Source organism: Pseudomonas sp. EggHat1, from assembly GCF_014892995.1.
In the GTDB taxonomy this organism is placed as follows: Bacteria; Pseudomonadota; Gammaproteobacteria; order Pseudomonadales; family Pseudomonadaceae; genus Aquipseudomonas; species Aquipseudomonas chaetocerotis.
Genome location: NZ_JACKQK010000007.1, coordinates 66,202 through 83,609 on the forward strand (window position 1 = coordinate 66,202; position 17,408 = coordinate 83,609).

18 protein-coding genes and 1 pseudogene are annotated in these 17,408 nt (G+C 63.2%); 12 read left to right on the top strand and 7 right to left on the bottom strand.

Annotated features, from left to right (window positions below; all coding sequences use genetic code 11):
- Positions 1-110: 110 nt before the first annotated feature.
- The 5 genes from INS93_RS12960 to INS93_RS12980 form a co-directional block, all read right to left on the bottom strand.
- Positions 111-329 carry a hypothetical protein gene (locus INS93_RS12960; protein ID WP_192982549.1) on the bottom strand — a complete coding sequence of 73 codons (219 nt, stop codon included), beginning with the start codon at positions 327-329 and terminating at the stop codon, positions 111-113.
- Positions 326-925, bottom strand: a complete 600-nt coding sequence (gene rsmD, locus INS93_RS12965) for a 16S rRNA (guanine(966)-N(2))-methyltransferase RsmD (RefSeq protein WP_192982551.1) — start codon at positions 923-925, stop codon at positions 326-328. Before rsmD ends, INS93_RS12960 begins: the two co-directional genes overlap by 4 nt.
- Positions 925-2,385, bottom strand: coding sequence for a M16 family metallopeptidase (locus INS93_RS12970; protein WP_192982553.1), 1,461 nt, complete (start codon positions 2,383-2,385; stop codon positions 925-927). The genes rsmD and INS93_RS12970 overlap by 1 nt, the downstream gene beginning before the upstream one ends.
- The gene (locus tag INS93_RS12975; protein ID WP_192982555.1) at positions 2,382-3,749 is read right to left on the bottom strand and encodes a M16 family metallopeptidase; all 1,368 of its coding nucleotides are present in this window, start codon (positions 3,747-3,749) and stop codon (positions 2,382-2,384) included. Before INS93_RS12975 ends, INS93_RS12970 begins: the two co-directional genes overlap by 4 nt.
- Before the next feature lie 144 nt (positions 3,750-3,893).
- The gene (locus INS93_RS12980) at positions 3,894-4,328 is read right to left on the bottom strand and encodes a BLUF domain-containing protein (RefSeq protein ID WP_160020063.1); all 435 of its coding nucleotides are present in this window, start codon (positions 4,326-4,328) and stop codon (positions 3,894-3,896) included.
- Positions 4,329-4,668: 340 nt separating this feature from the next.
- On the opposite strand from INS93_RS12980, the gene ftsY reads away from it, so the two are divergent.
- The 5 genes from ftsY (at position 4,669) to INS93_RS13005 (ending at position 9,355) form a co-directional block, all read left to right on the top strand.
- Complete coding sequence (gene ftsY / locus INS93_RS12985; protein ID WP_192982557.1) at positions 4,669-6,003, top strand: signal recognition particle-docking protein FtsY; 1,335 nt, start codon at positions 4,669-4,671, stop codon at positions 6,001-6,003.
- Positions 6,000-6,668, top strand: coding sequence for a cell division ATP-binding protein FtsE (gene ftsE, locus INS93_RS12990; protein WP_017675858.1), 669 nt, complete (start codon positions 6,000-6,002; stop codon positions 6,666-6,668). Before ftsY ends, ftsE begins: the two co-directional genes overlap by 4 nt.
- The gene (ftsX, locus tag INS93_RS12995) at positions 6,668-7,684 is read left to right on the top strand and encodes a permease-like cell division protein FtsX (RefSeq protein ID WP_160020061.1); all 1,017 of its coding nucleotides are present in this window, start codon (positions 6,668-6,670) and stop codon (positions 7,682-7,684) included. Before ftsE ends, ftsX begins: the two co-directional genes overlap by 1 nt.
- Positions 7,685-7,827: 143 nt before the next feature.
- On the top strand, positions 7,828-8,682 hold the full coding sequence (rpoH, locus tag INS93_RS13000) for an RNA polymerase sigma factor RpoH (protein WP_192982558.1): 855 nt from the start codon (positions 7,828-7,830) through the stop codon (positions 8,680-8,682).
- 61 nt (positions 8,683-8,743) lie between these two features.
- Positions 8,744-9,355: a hypothetical protein gene (locus INS93_RS13005; RefSeq protein ID WP_192982560.1), complete on the top strand. Its 612-nt coding sequence runs from the start codon at positions 8,744-8,746 to the stop codon at positions 9,353-9,355.
- Between the two features lie 102 nt (positions 9,356-9,457).
- Here the strand turns inward: INS93_RS13005 and mtgA are convergent, their stop codons facing one another.
- The gene (gene mtgA, locus INS93_RS13010; RefSeq protein WP_160020058.1) at positions 9,458-10,186 is read right to left on the bottom strand and encodes a monofunctional biosynthetic peptidoglycan transglycosylase; all 729 of its coding nucleotides are present in this window, start codon (positions 10,184-10,186) and stop codon (positions 9,458-9,460) included.
- A gap of 234 nt (positions 10,187-10,420) precedes the next feature.
- On the opposite strand from mtgA, the gene INS93_RS13015 reads away from it, so the two are divergent.
- From INS93_RS13015 to INS93_RS25115, 7 genes and pseudogenes are all read left to right on the top strand, one after another.
- Entirely contained in the window at positions 10,421-10,792 is a 372-nt protein-coding gene (locus INS93_RS13015; protein WP_192982562.1) for a DUF423 domain-containing protein, read from the top strand.
- A 180-nt stretch (positions 10,793-10,972) separates the two neighbouring features.
- Positions 10,973-11,173, top strand: a complete 201-nt coding sequence (gene thiS / locus INS93_RS13020) for a sulfur carrier protein ThiS (RefSeq protein WP_061240208.1) — start codon at positions 10,973-10,975, stop codon at positions 11,171-11,173.
- A gap of 18 nt (positions 11,174-11,191) precedes the next feature.
- Positions 11,192-11,986, top strand: a complete 795-nt coding sequence (locus INS93_RS13025; RefSeq protein ID WP_192982564.1) for a thiazole synthase — start codon at positions 11,192-11,194, stop codon at positions 11,984-11,986.
- An 88-nt stretch (positions 11,987-12,074) separates the two neighbouring features.
- Positions 12,075-12,791, top strand: coding sequence for a tRNA (guanosine(46)-N7)-methyltransferase TrmB (gene trmB, locus INS93_RS13030; RefSeq protein WP_192982566.1), 717 nt, complete (start codon positions 12,075-12,077; stop codon positions 12,789-12,791).
- A gap of 398 nt (positions 12,792-13,189) precedes the next feature.
- A complete protein-coding gene (locus tag INS93_RS13035; RefSeq protein WP_192982568.1) occupies positions 13,190-14,533 on the top strand; it encodes a DUF1329 domain-containing protein in 1,344 nt (447 codons plus the stop codon).
- Positions 14,534-15,072: 539 nt separating this feature from the next.
- A pseudogene (locus INS93_RS25110) lies at positions 15,073-16,041 on the top strand (cache domain-containing protein); the annotation flags it as partial.
- Positions 16,042-16,173: 132 nt separating this feature from the next.
- Positions 16,174-16,899 carry a methyl-accepting chemotaxis protein gene (locus INS93_RS25115; protein WP_371929168.1) on the top strand — a complete coding sequence of 242 codons (726 nt, stop codon included), beginning with the start codon at positions 16,174-16,176 and terminating at the stop codon, positions 16,897-16,899.
- 142 nt (positions 16,900-17,041) lie between these two features.
- On the opposite strand, the gene INS93_RS13045 is transcribed toward INS93_RS25115, so the two are convergent.
- A complete protein-coding gene (locus INS93_RS13045) occupies positions 17,042-17,365 on the bottom strand; it encodes a DUF3392 domain-containing protein (protein ID WP_017675845.1) in 324 nt (107 codons plus the stop codon).
- Positions 17,366-17,408 lie beyond the last annotated feature (43 nt).

A 17,408-nucleotide genomic window follows, 5' to 3' on the forward strand; every position in this document is an offset into this window, starting at 1 on the left:
CCATAGGTTTTTGCCAGCATCAAGGAGTGGCGGACTGTTCGCTGGCGCTCCTGAGTCCGCCCTACGCACTGGTGCTACGAGCGGTCGGCGTTCCGATCCGCCCTACGCCATCAGCGGCGGCGCTTGCGCAGTATGCGCCAGGCGCACCAGGCCAAAACCAGCAGGGCGGCGATACGCTGGTTGGCTAGGCCGATGGTAATGCCTGCGTTGGGATTGTGCGGTATCGCGCGCTGCAGGTTCAGTGCAATTTCCTGCTGGCTGAACAATACCGGCAGCGCCAGGGCGATCAGCAGCAGGTAGGGCAGGTGGTCGTAGATGAAGTCTTTCATCCACGCTGCCACAGTGCGTAATGCACCTGGCCTGTGTGCTTCTCGCGGTGCAGGCGCCAGTTGCCGGGCAAGCCGAGGGTCGAGGGCGCCGTTTCGCTTTCGGTATAGACCCAGGCGTCATCTGCCAACCAGCCCTGTGCTTCCAGCAGGTTGCAGGCGTCCTGTAGCAGATCCTTGTGGAAGGGCGGGTCGAGCAGGACGATATCGAAGCAGCGCGGCGCCGGGCGGGCCAGCATCTGCAGGGCGTCGCCCTGCTGGATCTCACCGTCGCTGCACTGCAGTGTCGTCAGGTGGCCGCGCAGCGCGGCCACCGACGCCGGGTTGAGGTCGCAGGCCAGGCCGCTGGCGGCGCCGCGCGACAGCGCTTCGAGCAGCAGTGCACCACTGCCGGCGAAGGGATCGAGCACGTGGGCGCCCTCGACATAAGGCGCCAGCCAGTTGAACAGCGTCTCACGCACCCGATCCGGGGTCGGGCGCAGGCCTGGCCCGTCGGGGAAGGCGAAGCGCCGCGAACGCCACTGCCCGCCGATGATGCGTAACTGGCCCTGGCCGCCGTGAACCTTGGCGGCAGGATTTTGCGGTGTGCGACCGCGCATCAGTGTGGCACCGCGCTGGGCAGTTCGGCCGGCCGTTCGGTGGGCGGAGGCAATTCCTTCTGCGCCACCGTCGGGCCAGCGGTGACCACCACCAGTGCCTCGGAGTCGAGGTGTTTGGCCATCGCCGCTTTCACTTGTTCGGTGCTCAGGTTTTGCACGTCACGCATGAAGTCGTCCAGATAGGTCAGCGGCAGGTCGTAGAAGCCCATCGACGCCAACTGGCCGACGATGTCGGCATTGCTGGCTGTGGACAGCGGGAAGCTGCCGGCCAGTTCGCGCTTGGCGTTGTCCAGTTCCTGCTGGGTCGGACCGTCACGCAGGTAGTCGGCGAGCAGTTGCTTGACCAGAGCCAGAGTGCCTTCGCTGAGCTCGGCACGGGTCTGCAGATTGATCATGAACGGGCCACGCGCCTGCATGGCGCTGAACCCGGAGTAGACGCCATAGGTCAGGCCGCGTTTCTCGCGCACTTCGCTCATCAGGCGCGTACCGAAACCGCCGCCGCCAAAGATCTGGTTACCCAGGTACAGCGCGGCATAGTCCGGGTCGCGGCGGTCGATGCCGAGCTGGGCGATCATCAGATGGGTCTGGTTGGACGGGTACTCGATATGGCTGACGCCCGGCTTGGGCGCTTGCGGCTGGGTGATCTTGGCCAGTGCCGGGCCTTGCGGCAGTGCTACGGACACCTGATTGGCGATGGCCTCGGCTTCGCTGCGCGACAGATCACCAACCAGCGCGATCACCGCATTGCCGGCGGCATAGGCGCGGGCATGGAAAGCCTGCAACTGCTGGCGAGTGATGGCCGGGATCGACTGCGCGGTGCCGTCGCTCGGGTGAGCGTAGGGGTGCTGGCCGTACAGGCGCTCGAACAGCTCCAGGCTGGCCAGCTTGCCGGGGTTCTGCTTCTGGAACTCGAAGCCGGCGAGCAACTGGTTCTTGATCCGTGCCAGCGAGTCGGCGGGGAAAGTGGGCTTGCCCAGTACATCGGCGAACAGTGCCAGGGCGGGCGCGCGTTGCTCCTGTGCGCTGAGGCTGCGCAGGCTGGCCACCGCCATGTCGCGATAGGCGCCGTTGCCAAACTCGGCACCAAGGCCCTCGAAACCGGCGGCGATGGCGCCGACGTCCTTGCCCGGCACACCTTCTTTGAGCATGGCGTTGGTCAGGGTGGCCAGGCCCGGCAAGCTGCCGTCCTGACTGCTGCCGGCGGCGAAGGTCAGGCGCAGGTCGAACATCGGCAGCTCGTGCGCTTCGACGAACAACACCTTGGCGCCTTGCGCGGTGTTCCAAGTCTGGATATCCAGGGTGCGGCGCGTTGGCGCTTTACCGTCGAGCGCAGCCAGCGACTGCAGCTTGGCGGCATCGCCAGTCACGGTGCTATCGGACAGGTTGGCGCAGGCGCCCAGCGCCAGGGCACTGGACAGGATCAGGCCGAGCAGGCCCAGGCGGCGTTGCTCAGTCTTCATGGGCGGGACTCCTCATTGCGGGACTCTTCGGGCAGTACGTGGGCGACGCTCAGGCGGTCGCGGACGAAGAAGGTGCGCGCGGCCTGCTGGATGTCGGCCGGGGTTACGGCCTCCAGCTCGGCCAGCTCCTGGTCGATCAGTTGCCAGGACAGGCCGACGGTTTCCAGTTGGCCGATGCTGGTCGCCTGGCTGGTGATCGAGTCGCGCTCGAACACCAGGCCGGCGATGACCTGGGCGCGCACCCGCGCCAATTCGTCAGCGGACGGCGGAGCTTTCTTCAATTCTTCCAGCTCGCGCCACAGGCCGGTTTCGGCCTGCTCCAGGGTCTTGCCTTTTTGCACGTTGGGCGTGGCCGAGAGAATGAACAGGCTGTCGCCGCGGGTGAAGGCGTTGTACCAGGCGCTGGCGCCGGAGACGAGTTCTTCGCCACGCTCCAGGCGGGTGGACAGACGAGCGCTGTAACCGCCGTCAAGCAGGGCAGCGGCCAGGCGCAGGGCATAGACCTGTCGTGGCGTTTCGGCGGTGGCCAGGCCTGGCACGTTGAAGCCCATGATCAGGCTCGGCAACTGCGTCTTGAGGTACAGCGTGGTGCGGCGTTCGCCCGGCGCAGCCAGTTCCAGCGGCAGTTTGGCGGTTGGCACCTCACCGCGCGGAATGTCGCCGAAGTAGCGCTGCACCTGGCTCTTGACCTCATCCGCGGTCACGTCACCGACCACCACCAGGGTGGCGTTGTTCGGTGCGTACCACTTCTGGTGCCAGGCACGCAGCTCGTCGATGTGCATGCGGTCGAGGTCGGCCATCCAGCCGATGGTGGGGATGCTGTAGCCGCTGGCCGGATAGGCCATGGCCTTGAAACGCTCATAGGCCAGCGAAGACGGACGGTCGTCGGTGCGCAGGCGGCGCTCTTCCTTGATTACTTCGATCTCCTTGGCGAACTCGGCAGCTGGCAGCGTCAGGCTGGCGAGGCGATCGGCCTCCAGCTCCAGGGCCACGCCCAGGCGGTCACTGGCCAGTACCTGGTAGTAGGCGGTGTAGTCGTCGCTGGTGAAGGCATTTTCCTCGGCGCCCAGTTCACGCAGGATGCGCGAGGCTTCGCCGGGGCCGAACTTGCCGCTGCCCTTGAACATCATGTGTTCCAGTGCATGGGACAGGCCGGTGGAACCGGGCGTCTCGTAACTGGAGCCGACCTTGTACCAGATCTGCGAAACCACCACGGGGGCGCGGTGATCTTCACGGACGATGACCTTGAGGCCGTTGTCCAGTTTGAATTCGTGGGTAGGCTGCGGCGCGGCGGCGAACGCAGCCAGCGGCAGGCAGAGCACCCCCATGATCAGACCGAGGGTACGGTGTGCAGAGACAATCATCAGGTGTCGTCCTGTTGGATGGCCGGGGCGGTCGAACCGCCGTTGACGAGAGGGCGTCAGGATACCCCATCCATACGGCGAGGCATCGCCCGCCGTTCCGACATCGGCGCAGGCAATTAGGTTCTGCGTGGCAGTGAGTTGGATTCAGTCGATGATTGGGGCGCTGATAGTGCTCACGCTTGCCGACAGTTCCAGCAACAGGCCATTGACCTGCGCTGCGCTCATGCTGAAAGGGTCCAGGCGGTCGCTGCAGGAGTACTTCAGAAACAGCTCCCGGTTGGCCTGCTTGGCGCCGGCCCAGCCCATGCTCCAGTTGGCGTAGCGGCGTACGCTGATCTCTTCGTAGTCGAGAATCGTCAGGTCCTTGTGGCGATTGTCCTCGGTCAGGCGGTTGTACAAGGCGTTGATGGCCGTCCGCGGTCCCTCCAATGCCTGAAGAAAAGTATCGGCGTTGCAGCACAGAATGCCGGTGAGGCCGCGTGCCGGGTTGTTGCGTTGCGAGCTTTCCAGAATCTCGCGGATCAGCTGCGAAGAAATGCCATGGCTGGCGCGGCTGGCATAGGTTAGGCGAACGAGCATGTTGGCGACCCCGCAAAAAGACTGAGCTTAGAAAAATGCTCGACAATTGTGCATGGTTTGTACAGGTTTTGTATAGGTTTTGGCGTTACCGCTCCTGACGCTCTCGTTGGCGAAGGCGGTGGCGGCAAGCGACTGATCAGCGGCTGGCAACGGGCAGCCAGCAACGCTGCGCGGTAGCGCTCTAAAGTGGTAAAGTCTCGGGTTGTTTCTGGCAGCGCAAGCCCTTCTGATGTGCCCGTGCGGGCTATTGCCCCGGGACATGCCTGGCAAGCGAATTTTTCTGGATGCGGTCCGCGGCGCAGGCTGCCTGCGACGACTGCTCGCCCCTTTGAGATGACCCATGTTTGGTTCCAAAGACGACAAGAATCCACCGGCCGAGGTCGGTACTCAGGCTCAGCCTGTGAATGAAGAGAAGAAATCCCTGTTCAGCTGGTGGCGCAAGAAGCCCGCAGAGACTGCTGCCGAGCCGGCTCAGCCCGCGCCCGTCGAACAACTGGTGTCTGATCAGATACCTGCCGAGCCGTCGCCCCCTGAGCCCGCGCCCGAAGCCTTGCCGGCAGTAGAGCCTGAAGTGGCTGAGGTCGCGCCTGCATCAGCGCTACAGCCTGAGCCGCTCGTTGCCGAACCCCCGGCCGCCACTCCTGTTGTCGCTGAACAGCCGCCGGTCGTGCCTGAGCCTGTCGTCGAAGCCCTGCCCGAAGTTGTTGCGCCGGCTACCGTCGCTGCGCCAGTCACGCAGGAAAAGCCGAGTTTCTTTGCCCGCCTCAAGCAAGGCCTATCGAAGACCAGCGCCAGTCTCGGCGAGGGCATGGCCAGCCTGTTCCTCGGCAAGAAGGCCATCGACGATGACCTGCTCGACGACCTGGAAACCCGCCTGCTGACTGCCGATGTTGGCGTCGAGGCGACCACCGCGATTATCGGTAACCTGACCAAGCGTGTGGCGCGCAAGGAACTGGCCGACAGCGGCGCCTTGTACAAGGCGCTGCAGGAGGAGTTGGTGACCCTGCTCAAGCCGGTCGAGCAGCCGCTGGTCATCGACACTGCCAAACAGCCTTACGTGATTCTCGTCGTGGGTGTAAATGGCGTGGGCAAGACCACCACCATCGGCAAGCTGGCCAAGAAGCTGCAGCTAGAAGGCAAGAAGGTCATGCTCGCCGCTGGCGATACCTTCCGCGCCGCTGCGGTGGAGCAGCTGCAGGTCTGGGGCGAGCGCAACAACATCGCGGTGATCGCCCAGCACACCGGCGCCGATTCTGCCTCGGTGATCTTCGATGCGGTGCAGGCCGCCAAGTCGCGCGGCATCGATGTGCTGATCGCCGATACCGCCGGGCGCCTGCACACCAAAGACAACCTGATGGAAGAGCTGAAGAAGGTCCGCCGCGTGATCGGCAAGCTGGATGAGACGGCGCCGCACGAAGTGCTGCTGGTGCTCGACGCCGGCACCGGGCAGAACGCCATCAACCAGGCCAAGCAGTTCAACCAGACCGTGAACCTCACCGGCCTGGCGCTGACCAAGCTCGACGGCACCGCCAAGGGCGGCGTCATCTTCGCCCTGGCCAAGCAGTTCGGCCTGCCGATTCGTTATATCGGCGTGGGTGAAGGCATTGATGATCTGCGCCCGTTCCAGGCGCAGGCCTTCGTCCAGGCACTCTTCGAGGAGCGTGAACGCGGATGATCCGATTCGAGCAGGTCGCCAAGCGTTACCCTAATGGCCATGTCGGGCTGCACGAGCTGAGCTTCCGCGTTCGCCCCGGCGAATTTCTTTTCGTCACCGGTCACTCCGGTGCCGGCAAGAGCACGCTGTTGCGTTTGCTGCTGGCGATGGAGCGACCCACCAGCGGCAAATTGCTGCTGGCCGGGCAGGATCTGTCGACCATCACCAATGCGCAGATTCCTTTCCTGCGTCGGCAGATCGGTGTGGTGTTCCAGAACCATCAGCTGCTGTTCGATCGCACCGTGTATGACAACGTTGCCCTGCCGCTGCAGATTCTCGGCCTGTCCAAGCCGGAAATCGGCAAGCGCGTCGGCGCCGCGCTGGAACGGGTCAGCCTCAGCGACAAGGCGGCGCAGTCGCCTGGCGACCTGTCCACCGGTCAGCAACAGCGCGTCGGCATCGCCCGCGCCATCGTCCACCGGCCAGCCCTGCTGCTGGCGGACGAACCCACCGGTAACCTCGACCCACGTCTGGCCGCCGAGATCATGGGCGTGTTCGAAGACATCAACCAGTTGGGCACCACGGTGCTGATCGCCAGCCACGACCTGGCGCTGATCGCGCGCATGCGCCAGCGCATGTTGACCCTGCAACGCGGTCGCCTGATCGGTGACGGGGAGGCTGCTTGATGAGCGCATCGAAGATGCCCACACCACAACCGGCCGAACGGGTCGGCGCGGCGCCGCGCAACAAGGTGGTCGACGGCCCGGCGGATGAGCCGGATTTTCGCACGTTGCTCAATGCCTGGCTGGAAAGCCACCGCGCCAGCCTGGTCGACAGCCTGCGCCGCCTGGCGCGCCAACCCATCGGCAGTTTCTTCACCTGCCTGGTGATGGCCGTGGCACTGAGCCTGCCCATGGGCCTGTCGCTGCTGTTGGATAACGTCGAGAAACTCGGCGGTTCCTGGCAACGTGCGGCGCAGATTTCCCTGTTTCTCGACATGTCCGCTGGCGAGCGTGACGGCCAGGCGCTGCGCGAGCAGATCGCGGCGATGGATGACGTCTCCGACGCCGAGTGGATCAGTCGCGAGCAGGCGCTGGAGGAATTCCAGCAACTCTCGGGGCTGGGCCAGGCGCTGAAGGAGCTGCCGGAGAACCCGCTGCCGGGCGTGGTACTGGTGACGCCGAAGGAGGTCGACAAAACCAAACTCGAAGCCCTGCGCCAGCGCCTGGCGGAGCTGCCCAAGGTGGAGCAGGCGCAGCTCGATCTGGTCTGGGTCGAGCGTTTGACTGCGATCCTCAAGCTGGGTGATCGCTTTGTCTTCGGCCTCAGCCTGCTGCTGATCCTGGCGCTGCTGCTGGTGATCGGCAACACCATCCGCCTGCACATCGAGAACCGCCGCGCCGAGATCGAGGTGATCAAGCTGGTTGGTGGAACCGATGGCTACGTGCGTCGTCCCTTCCTTTATATGGGCGCGTTGTACGGTTTTGGCGCCGGCATCTTCGCCTGGCTGCTGCTGGCCTTCGGGCTGGATTGGCTGAACGATGCTGTAGTACGTTTGGCCGGCCTTTACGGTAGCGATTTCGCGCTGGGTGGCGTACCTTCTTCCGACGGTTTTTCGCTGCTGCTCGGCGCCGTGCTGTTGGGCTATATTGGCGCCTGGCTGGCAGTGGCACGGCATCTGAACGAACTTGCGCCCCGTTAGGGCGCTGTTCGGAGAGGCTGAACGAAAGCTGGCAAGTCATTGTTTTGGTTGATATTGACTATCTGTCAGGGAACTTATCCACAGGCTCTGTATCAGATAGCGCAGTGCTACACTGCACGAGTTTTATGAATCGGAGGATTCGAATGTCCACTTCCTTGCAACCTGTTCATGCTCTGGTTCCAGGCGCCAACCTGGAAGCGTACGTGCATGCGGTCAACAGCATTCCGCTGCTGACGCCCGAGCAGGAGCGTGAACTGGCCGAAAATCTCTTTTACCAGCAGGATCTCGAGGCCGCCCGCCAGATGGTGTTGGCCCACCTGCGTTTCGTGGTGCATATCGCCCGCAGCTACTCCGGTTATGGTCTGGCCCAGGCCGACCTGATCCAGGAAGGCAACGTCGGCCTGATGAAGGCGGTCAAGCGCTTCAACCCGGAAATGGGTGTGCGTCTGGTGTCGTTCGCCGTGCACTGGATTCGCGCGGAAATCCACGAGTTCATCCTGAAGAACTGGCGCATCGTCAAAGTGGCCACCACCAAGGCCCAGCGCAAACTGTTCTTCAACCTGCGTAGCCAGAAGAAGCGTCTGGCTTGGCTGAACAACGATGAAGTCACTGCCGTGGCCGCAAGCCTGGGCGTCGAGCCGCACGAAGTGCGCGAAATGGAAAGTCGTCTGACCGGCCAGGACATGGCCTTTGACCCGGCAGCCGATGCCGACGATGACAGCGCCTTCCAGTCGCCTGCACATTATCTGGAAGACCACCGCTACGACCCGGCTCGTCAGCTCGAAGATGCCGACTGGAGCGACAGTTCCAGCAGCAACCTGCACGAAGCGCTGGAAAGCCTGGACGAGCGCAGTCGCGACATTCTCCACCAGCGTTGGTTGGCCGAGGAGAAGGCGACGCTGCACGACCTGGCTGCCAAGTACAACGTGTCCGCCGAGCGTATTCGCCAGCTCGAGAAGAACGCGATGAACAAACTCAAGGGTTGTATTGCCGCCTGAGTCTGTCGTTACCCCAAAAGCCGCACTCAGGTGCGGCTTTTTTCTGTCTGGAGCAATTGCCGTGAACAAAGCCCCTCTGAAAGCACAGCACTGGCTGGTATTCGTGGTCGTGGCCGTGCTGTTTTTCGCCTGGGGTGCCTGGCTGATGCGCAGCGGTGAGGTGCATCCGCTAGCCAATCTGCAGCAGTGGCGTGATGTATTGTTGCAGCCGTTGGCCGAAGACGAACTGACGCTAGGTGATGTGCAGGCAGTGGCTCCGGGAGAGCTGTGGCTGGAACCGCGCCTGGACGGTGCACGGCTTTTCTATCGTGCGTCGCTCGAGGGGGAAGAGGGCGGCTGGTTGCTCGAGGCGGAGCTGAGGTTGAGCCTGGAGCAGCGCGACAGCCTGATGGCGGCGCAGGGCCTCCAGGCCGGTGATGCCGAGCTGGCCCTTGGTCAGTCACTGATCGACCAGATGGCTGGTTTTTCCATTGCCAGCCTCAATCTGAGTGCCCCGCAAGCGCTGGCCAGCGAGCGCCTGGCCGCCAGTCTCGGGCAACCACGGCTGACCCTGGAACTGGCTGATGGCCAGGCCTGGGTCTATCCGCAATGGGGGCTCACCGTACACTTGCGTGGCGAGGACGTCGCGTTGCTGCATGCGTTGCCCAAAGGCGCGTTCGCGCCTCACCGCTAGCGCGCCGATTGAGATCCCTGGTGCGCACGGCGCACCCTACGCCGTCCGGCGTTCCGACCGTAGGGTGCGCCGCGCGCACCGAGCAGCGTCATCCGGCGGTTTCTACAGCCAGCGCGGCCACCAATCGGGGCGCTGCGGCTTGAGCTGATTGAGGTAATGACTGCCACCGAGCTGCGACATCTGCTGACGAATCCAGGCGGCGCGGCGATTGACGTAGGCGTCGGGTCGACCGGCGCTCCAGCGCAGCGGATTGGGTAGCACCGCTGCCAACTGGCTGGCCTGCTGGCGATTCAGATAGGGCGCGCCGACGCCAAAATGATGTTGTGCGGCGGCTTCGGCGCCGAAGATGCCATCGCCCCACTCGACGCTGTTGAGATAGACCTCGAGGATGCGCTCCTTCGGCCAGAGCAGTTCGATCAGCGCGGTGAACCAGGCTTCCAGGCCCTTGCGCAGCCAACTACGGCCGGACCAGAGAAACAGGTTCTTCGCCACCTGCTGGCTGAGGGTGCTGGCGCCCCTGAGTGAGCCGCCGCTCTGGTTGTGTGCCAGGGCTGCCTGAATCGCGCCGACATCGAAACCCCAATGCTCGGCGAACTTCTGGTCTTCAGCGGCGATCACCGCCATCTTCAGGTGGTCCGGTAGTTCTTTCCAGGGACGCCACTGGCGCTTCAGTTCAATGGGCTGTTCGCTGCCCCAGGATTCGATCTTGCGCTCGATCATCAGCGCCGTACCGGGCGGCGGTACCCAGCGCAGGGCAAGTACCAGCAGCACGCTGGCCAGGATCAGCCAGAGCAGCAGTTTCAGCAGGCGGCGGGTCAGGGCTCGGAGCATGAGGTCTCGCATTGATCGGATGTGGCGCTATTAAAACAAAAAATCGCCGGAAGCGATTTTTGACGTCGCTTTGCGAAGGCCCGAAGGGTTGCCGCCAAGGATGGCGGGCAACAAAAAGTGCCGAGTAAGTTCCCGTGAAACCGCAGGATTGAGTACCGGTGTGACAATAACGATCATTTCGTCTTAAGGCTCAATGGTTAAACTGCGTTCAGGTCGATCTCATCAGGAGTTTCCATGGCGCGTCTCTGGCTACTGTTGTCCGCATTTACCGGCTTCACCGGTGTCGCTCTGGGCGCGTTCGCGGCCCATGGTCTGAAGCACAGGCTGACCCCGGAGTATCTGGCAGTGTTCCAGACCGGTACGCATTACCAACTGATCCACGCGCTGGCCCTGTTCGGCGTCGGCCTGCTGGCGATGCATGCGCCCGGCCGGCTGGTGAACCTGGCGGGTGGCGCCTTCGCGCTAGGCATCGTGCTGTTCTCCGGCAGCCTCTATCTGCTGACCCTCAGCGGGATCGGCAAGCTGGGCATGATCACGCCTTTCGGCGGCGTCGCCTTCCTCGTTGGCTGGCTGTGCCTGGGGCTGGCGGCCTGGAGGCTGACGTAAGCCCTGCGTCTCGATCGAGCCTCAGGGGCGGCCGGCGGCCAGCGGTGCGCACGGCGCACCCTACGTTGGCAGACCTGACCCTGGCGTCAGAAATGAGGACGAATGGCGCCTTTTAACCTTGGTAGTGGCCAGTTAACGGGCTAGAATGCCGGCCCTCTTTCCAGTTGTGACCGAGTCGTCATGCGTATCCAGTTGAATGGTGAACCCTTCGAACTGCCGGATAACCAGAGCGTCGCCGACCTATTGGTTCGCCTCGATCTGACCGGGCGCCGTGTGGCGGTCGAGCTCAATCAGGACATCGTTCCACGCAGCCAGCACGACAGCACCCAGCTCGCCGAGGGCGATCAGGTGGAAGTGGTGCACGCCATCGGCGGCGGTTGACCTCACGAGGAGTATTCCATGAGCCAAGTTCGCAGCGACAAGCCCTTCACCCTGGCCGGTCGTACGTTCCAGTCGCGCCTGCTGGTCGGTACCGGCAAGTACAAGGATATGGATGAGACCCGCGACGCCATCGCCGCCTCCGGGGCCGAGATCGTCACCGTGGCGGTGCGCCGTACCAATATCGGCCAGAACCCCGGTGAGCCGAACCTGCTCGACGTGATCAGCCCGGACAAATACACCATCCTGCCCAATACCGCTGGCTGCTATGACGCCGTCGAGGCCGTACGCACCTGCCGCCTGGCTCGCGAGCTGCTCGATGGCCACAACCTGGTCAAGCTGGAAGTGCTGGCCGATCAGAAAACCCTGTTCCCCAACGTCATTGAAACCATCAAGGCCGCCGAAGTGCTGGTCAAGGACGGTTTCGACGTCATGGTGTACACCAGTGACGATCCGATCATCGCCCGCCAACTGGGCGAAATCGGCTGCATCGCGGTGATGCCGCTGGCCGGCCTGATCGGCTCGGGCCTGGGCATCTGCAACCCGTACAACCTGCGCATCATTCTCGAGGAATCGAAGGTGCCGGTGCTGGTCGATGCCGGCGTGGGCACGGCCTCCGACGCCACCATCGCCATGGAGCTGGGCTGCGAGGCGGTGCTGATGAACAGCGCCATTGCCGAAGCGCAGAATCCGGTGCTCATGGCGCGCGCCATGCAGCATGCCGTCGAGGCGGGCCGCCTGGCCTACCTGGCCGGCCGCATGCCGAAGAAACTTTATGCCAGTGCGTCGTCGCCGCTGACTGGCCTGATCAACTAAGGATGACGATTTGCTGCGCGTTGGCCCTGCTGCGTTGAATGCAGGGCTTCAGCCCGCAGAGTCGTAAAACACTCGACAAGAGCCCAGCATGACCGATACCCAACAGCCCGAACTGACCGAAGACGGTCGCCAGCGCCGTACCATCAAGAGCTTCGTGATGCGCGCCGGGCGCATGACCGAAGGCCAGCAGCGCGGCATCGACAAGGGCTGGCCGCTGTTCGGCCTGGAGCTGGAAGATGGCCTGCGCGATTTCGATCAGGTATTCGGCCGCAGCGCGCCGCGCACCTTCGAGATCGGCTTCGGTATGGGCCACTCCACCCTGGAGATGGCCGCTGCCGCGCCCGAGCAGGATTTCATTGGCGTCGAGGTACACAAACCCGGCGTCGGTGCGTTGCTGAGCGGCGCGATGGTGCAGAATCTGCGCAACATTCGCGTGTACAGCTGCGATGCGCTGGAAGTGCTGCGCGACTGCGTCGCCGATGCCAGCCTCGATCGCGTGCTGCTGTTCTTCCCCGACCCCTGGCACAAATCGCGGCACCACAAGCGCCGCATCGTCCAGCCGGCTTTCGCCGAGCTGGTGCGTAGCAAGTTGAAGATCGGTGGTGTACTACACATGGCTACCGATTGGGAGAACTACGCCGAGCATATGCTCGAAGTGATGAATGCAGCGCCGGGCTATCGCAACCTGGCGGCCGATGGCACCTACGTGCCGCGTCCCGAGGAGCGCCCGGTGACCAAGTTCGAACGTCGTGGCGAGCGTCTCGGCCATGGCGTGTGGGATCTGAAATTCCAGCGTCAGGAATAATCCACCCAGCGACAAGCATTCGATTAGAACCGGCAGGATGCACGATCAGATCGGGATAACCCGACAGCCAGGATGGCGCCTCACCTCAGAACCTGCTCACGATCTGCTGCGCGTCGGCGCTACTGCGTTAAAAACAAGCTTGGAAAGCCGCTTGCGGCTAACGCGCCTCTGGTGCGGTCCCGAAGGGGCGAGCGAAGCGAGTCATGCTCATTTACCAATCGTAAAGTCGAGCGCGACTCCGACCGTTCCTCGCTTGTTTTTGCGGGGCCGCCATCGGTGTTGTATCGCTTTAGCTCGCGAGATCGTGAGCAGGCTCTCAGAACACAACAAAGACAAGCGCACCTACAAGGGGCGCGGACAATAGCGGCCCCGCTTCTAGGCGCCGCGAGGAGAGCATTGTGTTGAGATCGGTTTCCCTTCTTCTGCTGACTGCCCTGGCGTTTCAGGCCCAGGCCAAGGTCGATGCCAGCCAGGCCGCGCGCCTGGGTCAGGAACTGACGCCGCTTGGCGGCGAGCGTGCCGGCAATGCCAGTGGCACCATTCCGGCCTGGACGGGTGGCCTGGCCACGCCGCCGGCCAATTACCAGCCGGGCATGCATCATCCTGATCCCTATGCTGACGACAAACTGCTGTACCGGGTCGATAGCCAGAACCTGGCGCAGTACGAACAGCAGCTGCCGGTCGGCCTCAAGACCCTGCTGCAGCAGAACCCCAGCTTCTACCTGCGCATATTCCCGACCCGCCGCAGTGCAGCCGCACCACAACGCATCTACGATGCCACTCGCTTCAACGCCCTCAATGCCGAGCTGATTGCCGGTGGCAATGGCGTTCAGGGGGCTGCTTCCGGCGTGCCGTTCCCGCTGCCGGCGAACGGCCAGGAGGCGATCTGGAACCACGTCATGCGTTATCGCGGCGACCAGATCAGCATGGCCACCAATCAGGCGGCGGTGCTCAGCAACGGTAGTTACAACCTGCTCAAGCTCGAGCGCGACATCTACTTCGTCTACGGCCGTGACGGCGTGGCCCCGCAGGACCTGGACAACACCCTGTTCCACTACAAGTACAAGGTCGTGGCCCCGGCCAAGCTGGCTGGCTCGGCGCTGGTGGTGCAGGAAACCCTCGATCAGGTGCTGGCGATCCGAAAGGCCTGGCGTTTCAACCGTGGCGAGCGCCGTGTGCGCCGTCTGCCGATGCTTGCCTACGATACCCTGCAGCCTGACACCAACGGCATGGCCACCGCCGACCAGGTGGATTCCTACAATGGCGCCCCGGATCGCTACGAGTGGCAGTTGTTGGGCAAGCGCGAGATGCTGGTGCCCTACAACAGCTATGCCGTGCACCAGCGCGGCATTCCCTATGCCGATATCCTGCAGGCCAAGCACGTCAACCCCGAGCTGTTGCGTTACGAGCTGCACCGCGTCTGGGTGGTCGAGGCGGATCTGCGTACCGGCTTCAGCCATCCTTACGGCAAGCGCCGTTTCTATCTGGACGAGGACAGCTGGCAGATCCTCGCCGTCGACCTGTATGACCGCAACGGCAACCTGATCGGCCTGCAGGAAGCCCACCCGATCAGCTACTACGACGTGCCGATGTTCGGCTCGACCCTGGAGACTATTTACGACCTCAAGGGTGGCCGCTACTTCGCTGACGGCCTGGATAACAACGAGAAGATGTACGACTTCAACGCCCGACTGAGCCCGCGCGACTTCACCCCGCAGGCGTTGCGTCGCGAAGGTAACTGAACCGTCCTCACTGGCGCGACCAGCGCATCGTCAGCTCCGGCTGGTCGGTCTGCGGGTCGCGCGTCTCGTCCATTCTCACGAAGCCTGGATGGCCCGCCACTTGAGTTGCCCGCTCGGCGCACGCCCGAACAACTGACTGAGCGCGTGCTGAGCTGGCTGCAGCCCTGAGCGAGGTGCTCAGCAGATCCCTCGCTGGAAGTATGGGGCCGCTCTATTTCAGTGTTTTTCAGCGGTTTTGCACATTCTCGGCTTCACGTTCTCCGTCGTACGGTCGCTTATTACCTGCGTGTGCCCGTCAAGGCTACCCAGGTTCCCGGGCAACCCATAACCGCTTCCAGATCCCGCTGATAACGCTCTGCGCTGAACGCCCGCCAGAGGCTCGTGCTCCTGCGCTGCGTCGCTTTGTCATGGATCTGGCTTTCAACGACAGGTGTCTGCTCGAGCCTGGCATCGATGGAGTCCTGTGCATGAATATCAAGGATTGGCCGCTGCGCCTGAAAATCACTCTGACGGCGGCGGCGCTGTTATCGCTGGTCAGCATGGTGCTGATCTGGCAGAGCGTTTCGTCCCTGGATCGGACCGTCAATGACACCCTGCGGCGGGATATCGACGGCTTCGCTCAGTCGATATCGGTCAACCTGGGCAACTGGATGCACGACCGTATCAACGCCGTGAAGACCACTGCGGGCAGCCTGGTGCAGCAGCCGCAGATCGCCCCGCACATCCTGCTGCAGCAGACCTGGGCGACCTTCGCCTTCAATATCACCTACATCGGCACCGTCGATGGACAGATGCTGCAGAATGACCCGACGGTGATCCTGCAGAACTACGATCCGCGCCAGCGCGGCTGGTATCAGGGCGCTGAGAAGAACAACGATGTGTTCATCAGCGACCCTTACGTTTCGCTCACCGATGGTGCCTACGTGGTGACCATCGCCTACCCGGCACGCCGCAACGGCACGCTGATTGGCGTGGTCGGCGCCAACCTGACGCTCGATACGCTGACCGAGACAATCGGCCAACTGAGTATCCCCGGTGACGGCTACGCACTGTTGATCGACCAGAGCGGGCAGATGATCGCGCACCCCGACAAGGAGTGGCGCACCAAGTCGGCTTCCGACTTTTCGCCAACGCTGGGTGGCGAGCAGCTCAAGGCCCTGGTGCAGCAGCGTCGTCTCACTGAGGCTGAGGTGGCGGGCACCGATAGCCTGCTGTACGCCGTCGAGATCCCCAATACCCGGTGGACGTTCGTGATGGTCATGGATGAGGCAAAAGTACTCGCGCCTGTGCGTAAGCAGCTCGCTGTGCAGTTGATCATCGGTATCGGCATGCTGGCCGTCGCCATTCTGGTGCTGGCTCTGCTGGGCCGTGTGCTGTTCCGTGATCTCGAGCAGATCCGTCACAACCTCAACGCCATCGCCGAAGGCAATGGTGACCTGACCCAGCGCCTGCCGGTCAACTCCAATGACGAGATTGGCCAGCTATCGAGCAGCTTCAACCGCTTCATCGAGCAACTGCACGGCATCATTTCCCGTCTGCGCGATGTCGCCGTGGCGCTGAGTAGTGAGTCCGGACAGGTGGCGCAGGATGCTCAAGCGCAGAACCAGCACGTGCAGCAGCACCAGTCCGAGCTGCACCTGGTGGCCACTGCGGTGACGCAGATGGCTTCTGCCACACAGGAAATCTCGCACAATGCCGAGACCGCCTCCGGTCAGGCCGTGGATTCGGTCAGCCTGAGTGTGGAAGGGCGCCGCCAGGTGGAGCGCAGCCAGCAGTCCATCGCACTGCTGGCTGAAGAAGTCGAAGGGGCCGGGCGCATCATCGATGAATTGCACCGCCACTCCAACGAGATCAGCTCGATTCTCTCCACCATCGCCAGCATTGCTGACCAGACCAACCTGCTGGCCCTAAACGCGGCCATCGAGGCGGCGCGTGCCGGCGAGCACGGTCGTGGTTTTTCGGTGGTGGCCGACGAGGTGCGCGTGCTGTCCAAGCGCACCCATGAGTCGACCCGCGAGATCGAGGCGATGATCCAGGTACTGCAGGACGCCACCCGCCAGGCAGTCGGGGTGATGGACAACGCCGCTGCCAAGGCTTCGCAGAGTGTGACTGATGCCCAGGCGGCCAGTGACCTGTTGCAGCAGATCACCGATGCGGTCGGGCAGATCAACGACATGGCCGCGCAGATCGCCTCGGCGGCGGAAGAGCAGGCCTGTGTCACCGTGGAGGTCAACCGCAACACCGAGAACATCCGCGCCATGGGCGATCAGATGTCGCAGAGCAGCCATGCTGCCTCGGCAGCTGCCTCCAACCTGCAGGCGCTAGGCCGGCAGATCGGTAGCGAAGTGTCCAAGTTCGTGCTGTAGAAACAGCGGTTCGCCCCTCGCCGTAGGAGCGGCTTCAGCCGCGAAGGCCACTGTCCGTGGCTGACACCGCTCCGCAGGGGAAATCGCATCCAGTCGGGCGGTGTTCTTCTTGCAGCGAATGCGATCGCGCTTCGTTGTCGACCTAATTCCTGTCGGCCAATATGCCGATCACCACGAAGATCAGGATCAGCACCGGCGCCAGTGTGTAGTTGTTGAAGTGCGCCAGGCCCTTGGCCAACCAGGGTGTGAGGAAGACGATCGCCAGGCCGTAGCCGACCGCGCAGAACACCACGAACAGCAGGGTGCGCAGGACGAAATTGAGGTTGCCGATGGTGCGTTGAACCCAGGCGTTGATGGCTGGGCCGAACAGCACCAGCAGAGTGGCCATGATGGCCAGGGAGATATCGCCGAGGTGGCTGCGGCTCCAGCGCGAGAGGGTGACGATCAGGTCCAGTAGCAGATCCATTCAGGCTCCTTGGCAGGCTTAACGGTCAGTGCAGCGGCATCAG

What these genes read in the sequence shown, in the direction of transcription:
- mtgA (WP_160020058.1), bottom strand. Translation starts at nt 10,186, where the DNA reads ATGCTCCGAGCCCTGACCCGCCGCCTGCTGAAACTGCTGCTCTGGCTG.
- INS93_RS12960 (WP_192982549.1), bottom strand. Translation starts at nt 329, where the DNA reads ATGAAAGACTTCATCTACGACCACCTGCCCTACCTGCTGCTGATCGCC.
- INS93_RS12975 (WP_192982555.1), bottom strand. Translation starts at nt 3,749, where the DNA reads ATGATTGTCTCTGCACACCGTACCCTCGGTCTGATCATGGGGGTGCTC.
- INS93_RS13025 (WP_192982564.1), top strand. Translation starts at nt 11,192, where the DNA reads ATGAGCCAAGTTCGCAGCGACAAGCCCTTCACCCTGGCCGGTCGTACG.
- rsmD (WP_192982551.1), bottom strand. Translation starts at nt 925, where the DNA reads ATGCGCGGTCGCACACCGCAAAATCCTGCCGCCAAGGTTCACGGCGGC.
- INS93_RS12970 (WP_192982553.1), bottom strand. Translation starts at nt 2,385, where the DNA reads ATGAAGACTGAGCAACGCCGCCTGGGCCTGCTCGGCCTGATCCTGTCC.
- ftsY (WP_192982557.1), top strand. Translation starts at nt 4,669, where the DNA reads ATGTTTGGTTCCAAAGACGACAAGAATCCACCGGCCGAGGTCGGTACT.
- INS93_RS12980 (WP_160020063.1), bottom strand. Translation starts at nt 4,328, where the DNA reads ATGCTCGTTCGCCTAACCTATGCCAGCCGCGCCAGCCATGGCATTTCT.
- INS93_RS13045 (WP_017675845.1), bottom strand. Translation starts at nt 17,365, where the DNA reads ATGGATCTGCTACTGGACCTGATCGTCACCCTCTCGCGCTGGAGCCGC.
- ftsX (WP_160020061.1), top strand. Translation starts at nt 6,668, where the DNA reads ATGAGCGCATCGAAGATGCCCACACCACAACCGGCCGAACGGGTCGGC.
- rpoH (WP_192982558.1), top strand. Translation starts at nt 7,828, where the DNA reads ATGTCCACTTCCTTGCAACCTGTTCATGCTCTGGTTCCAGGCGCCAAC.
- INS93_RS13015 (WP_192982562.1), top strand. Translation starts at nt 10,421, where the DNA reads ATGGCGCGTCTCTGGCTACTGTTGTCCGCATTTACCGGCTTCACCGGT.
- thiS (WP_061240208.1), top strand. Translation starts at nt 10,973, where the DNA reads ATGCGTATCCAGTTGAATGGTGAACCCTTCGAACTGCCGGATAACCAG.
- ftsE (WP_017675858.1), top strand. Translation starts at nt 6,000, where the DNA reads ATGATCCGATTCGAGCAGGTCGCCAAGCGTTACCCTAATGGCCATGTC.
- trmB (WP_192982566.1), top strand. Translation starts at nt 12,075, where the DNA reads ATGACCGATACCCAACAGCCCGAACTGACCGAAGACGGTCGCCAGCGC.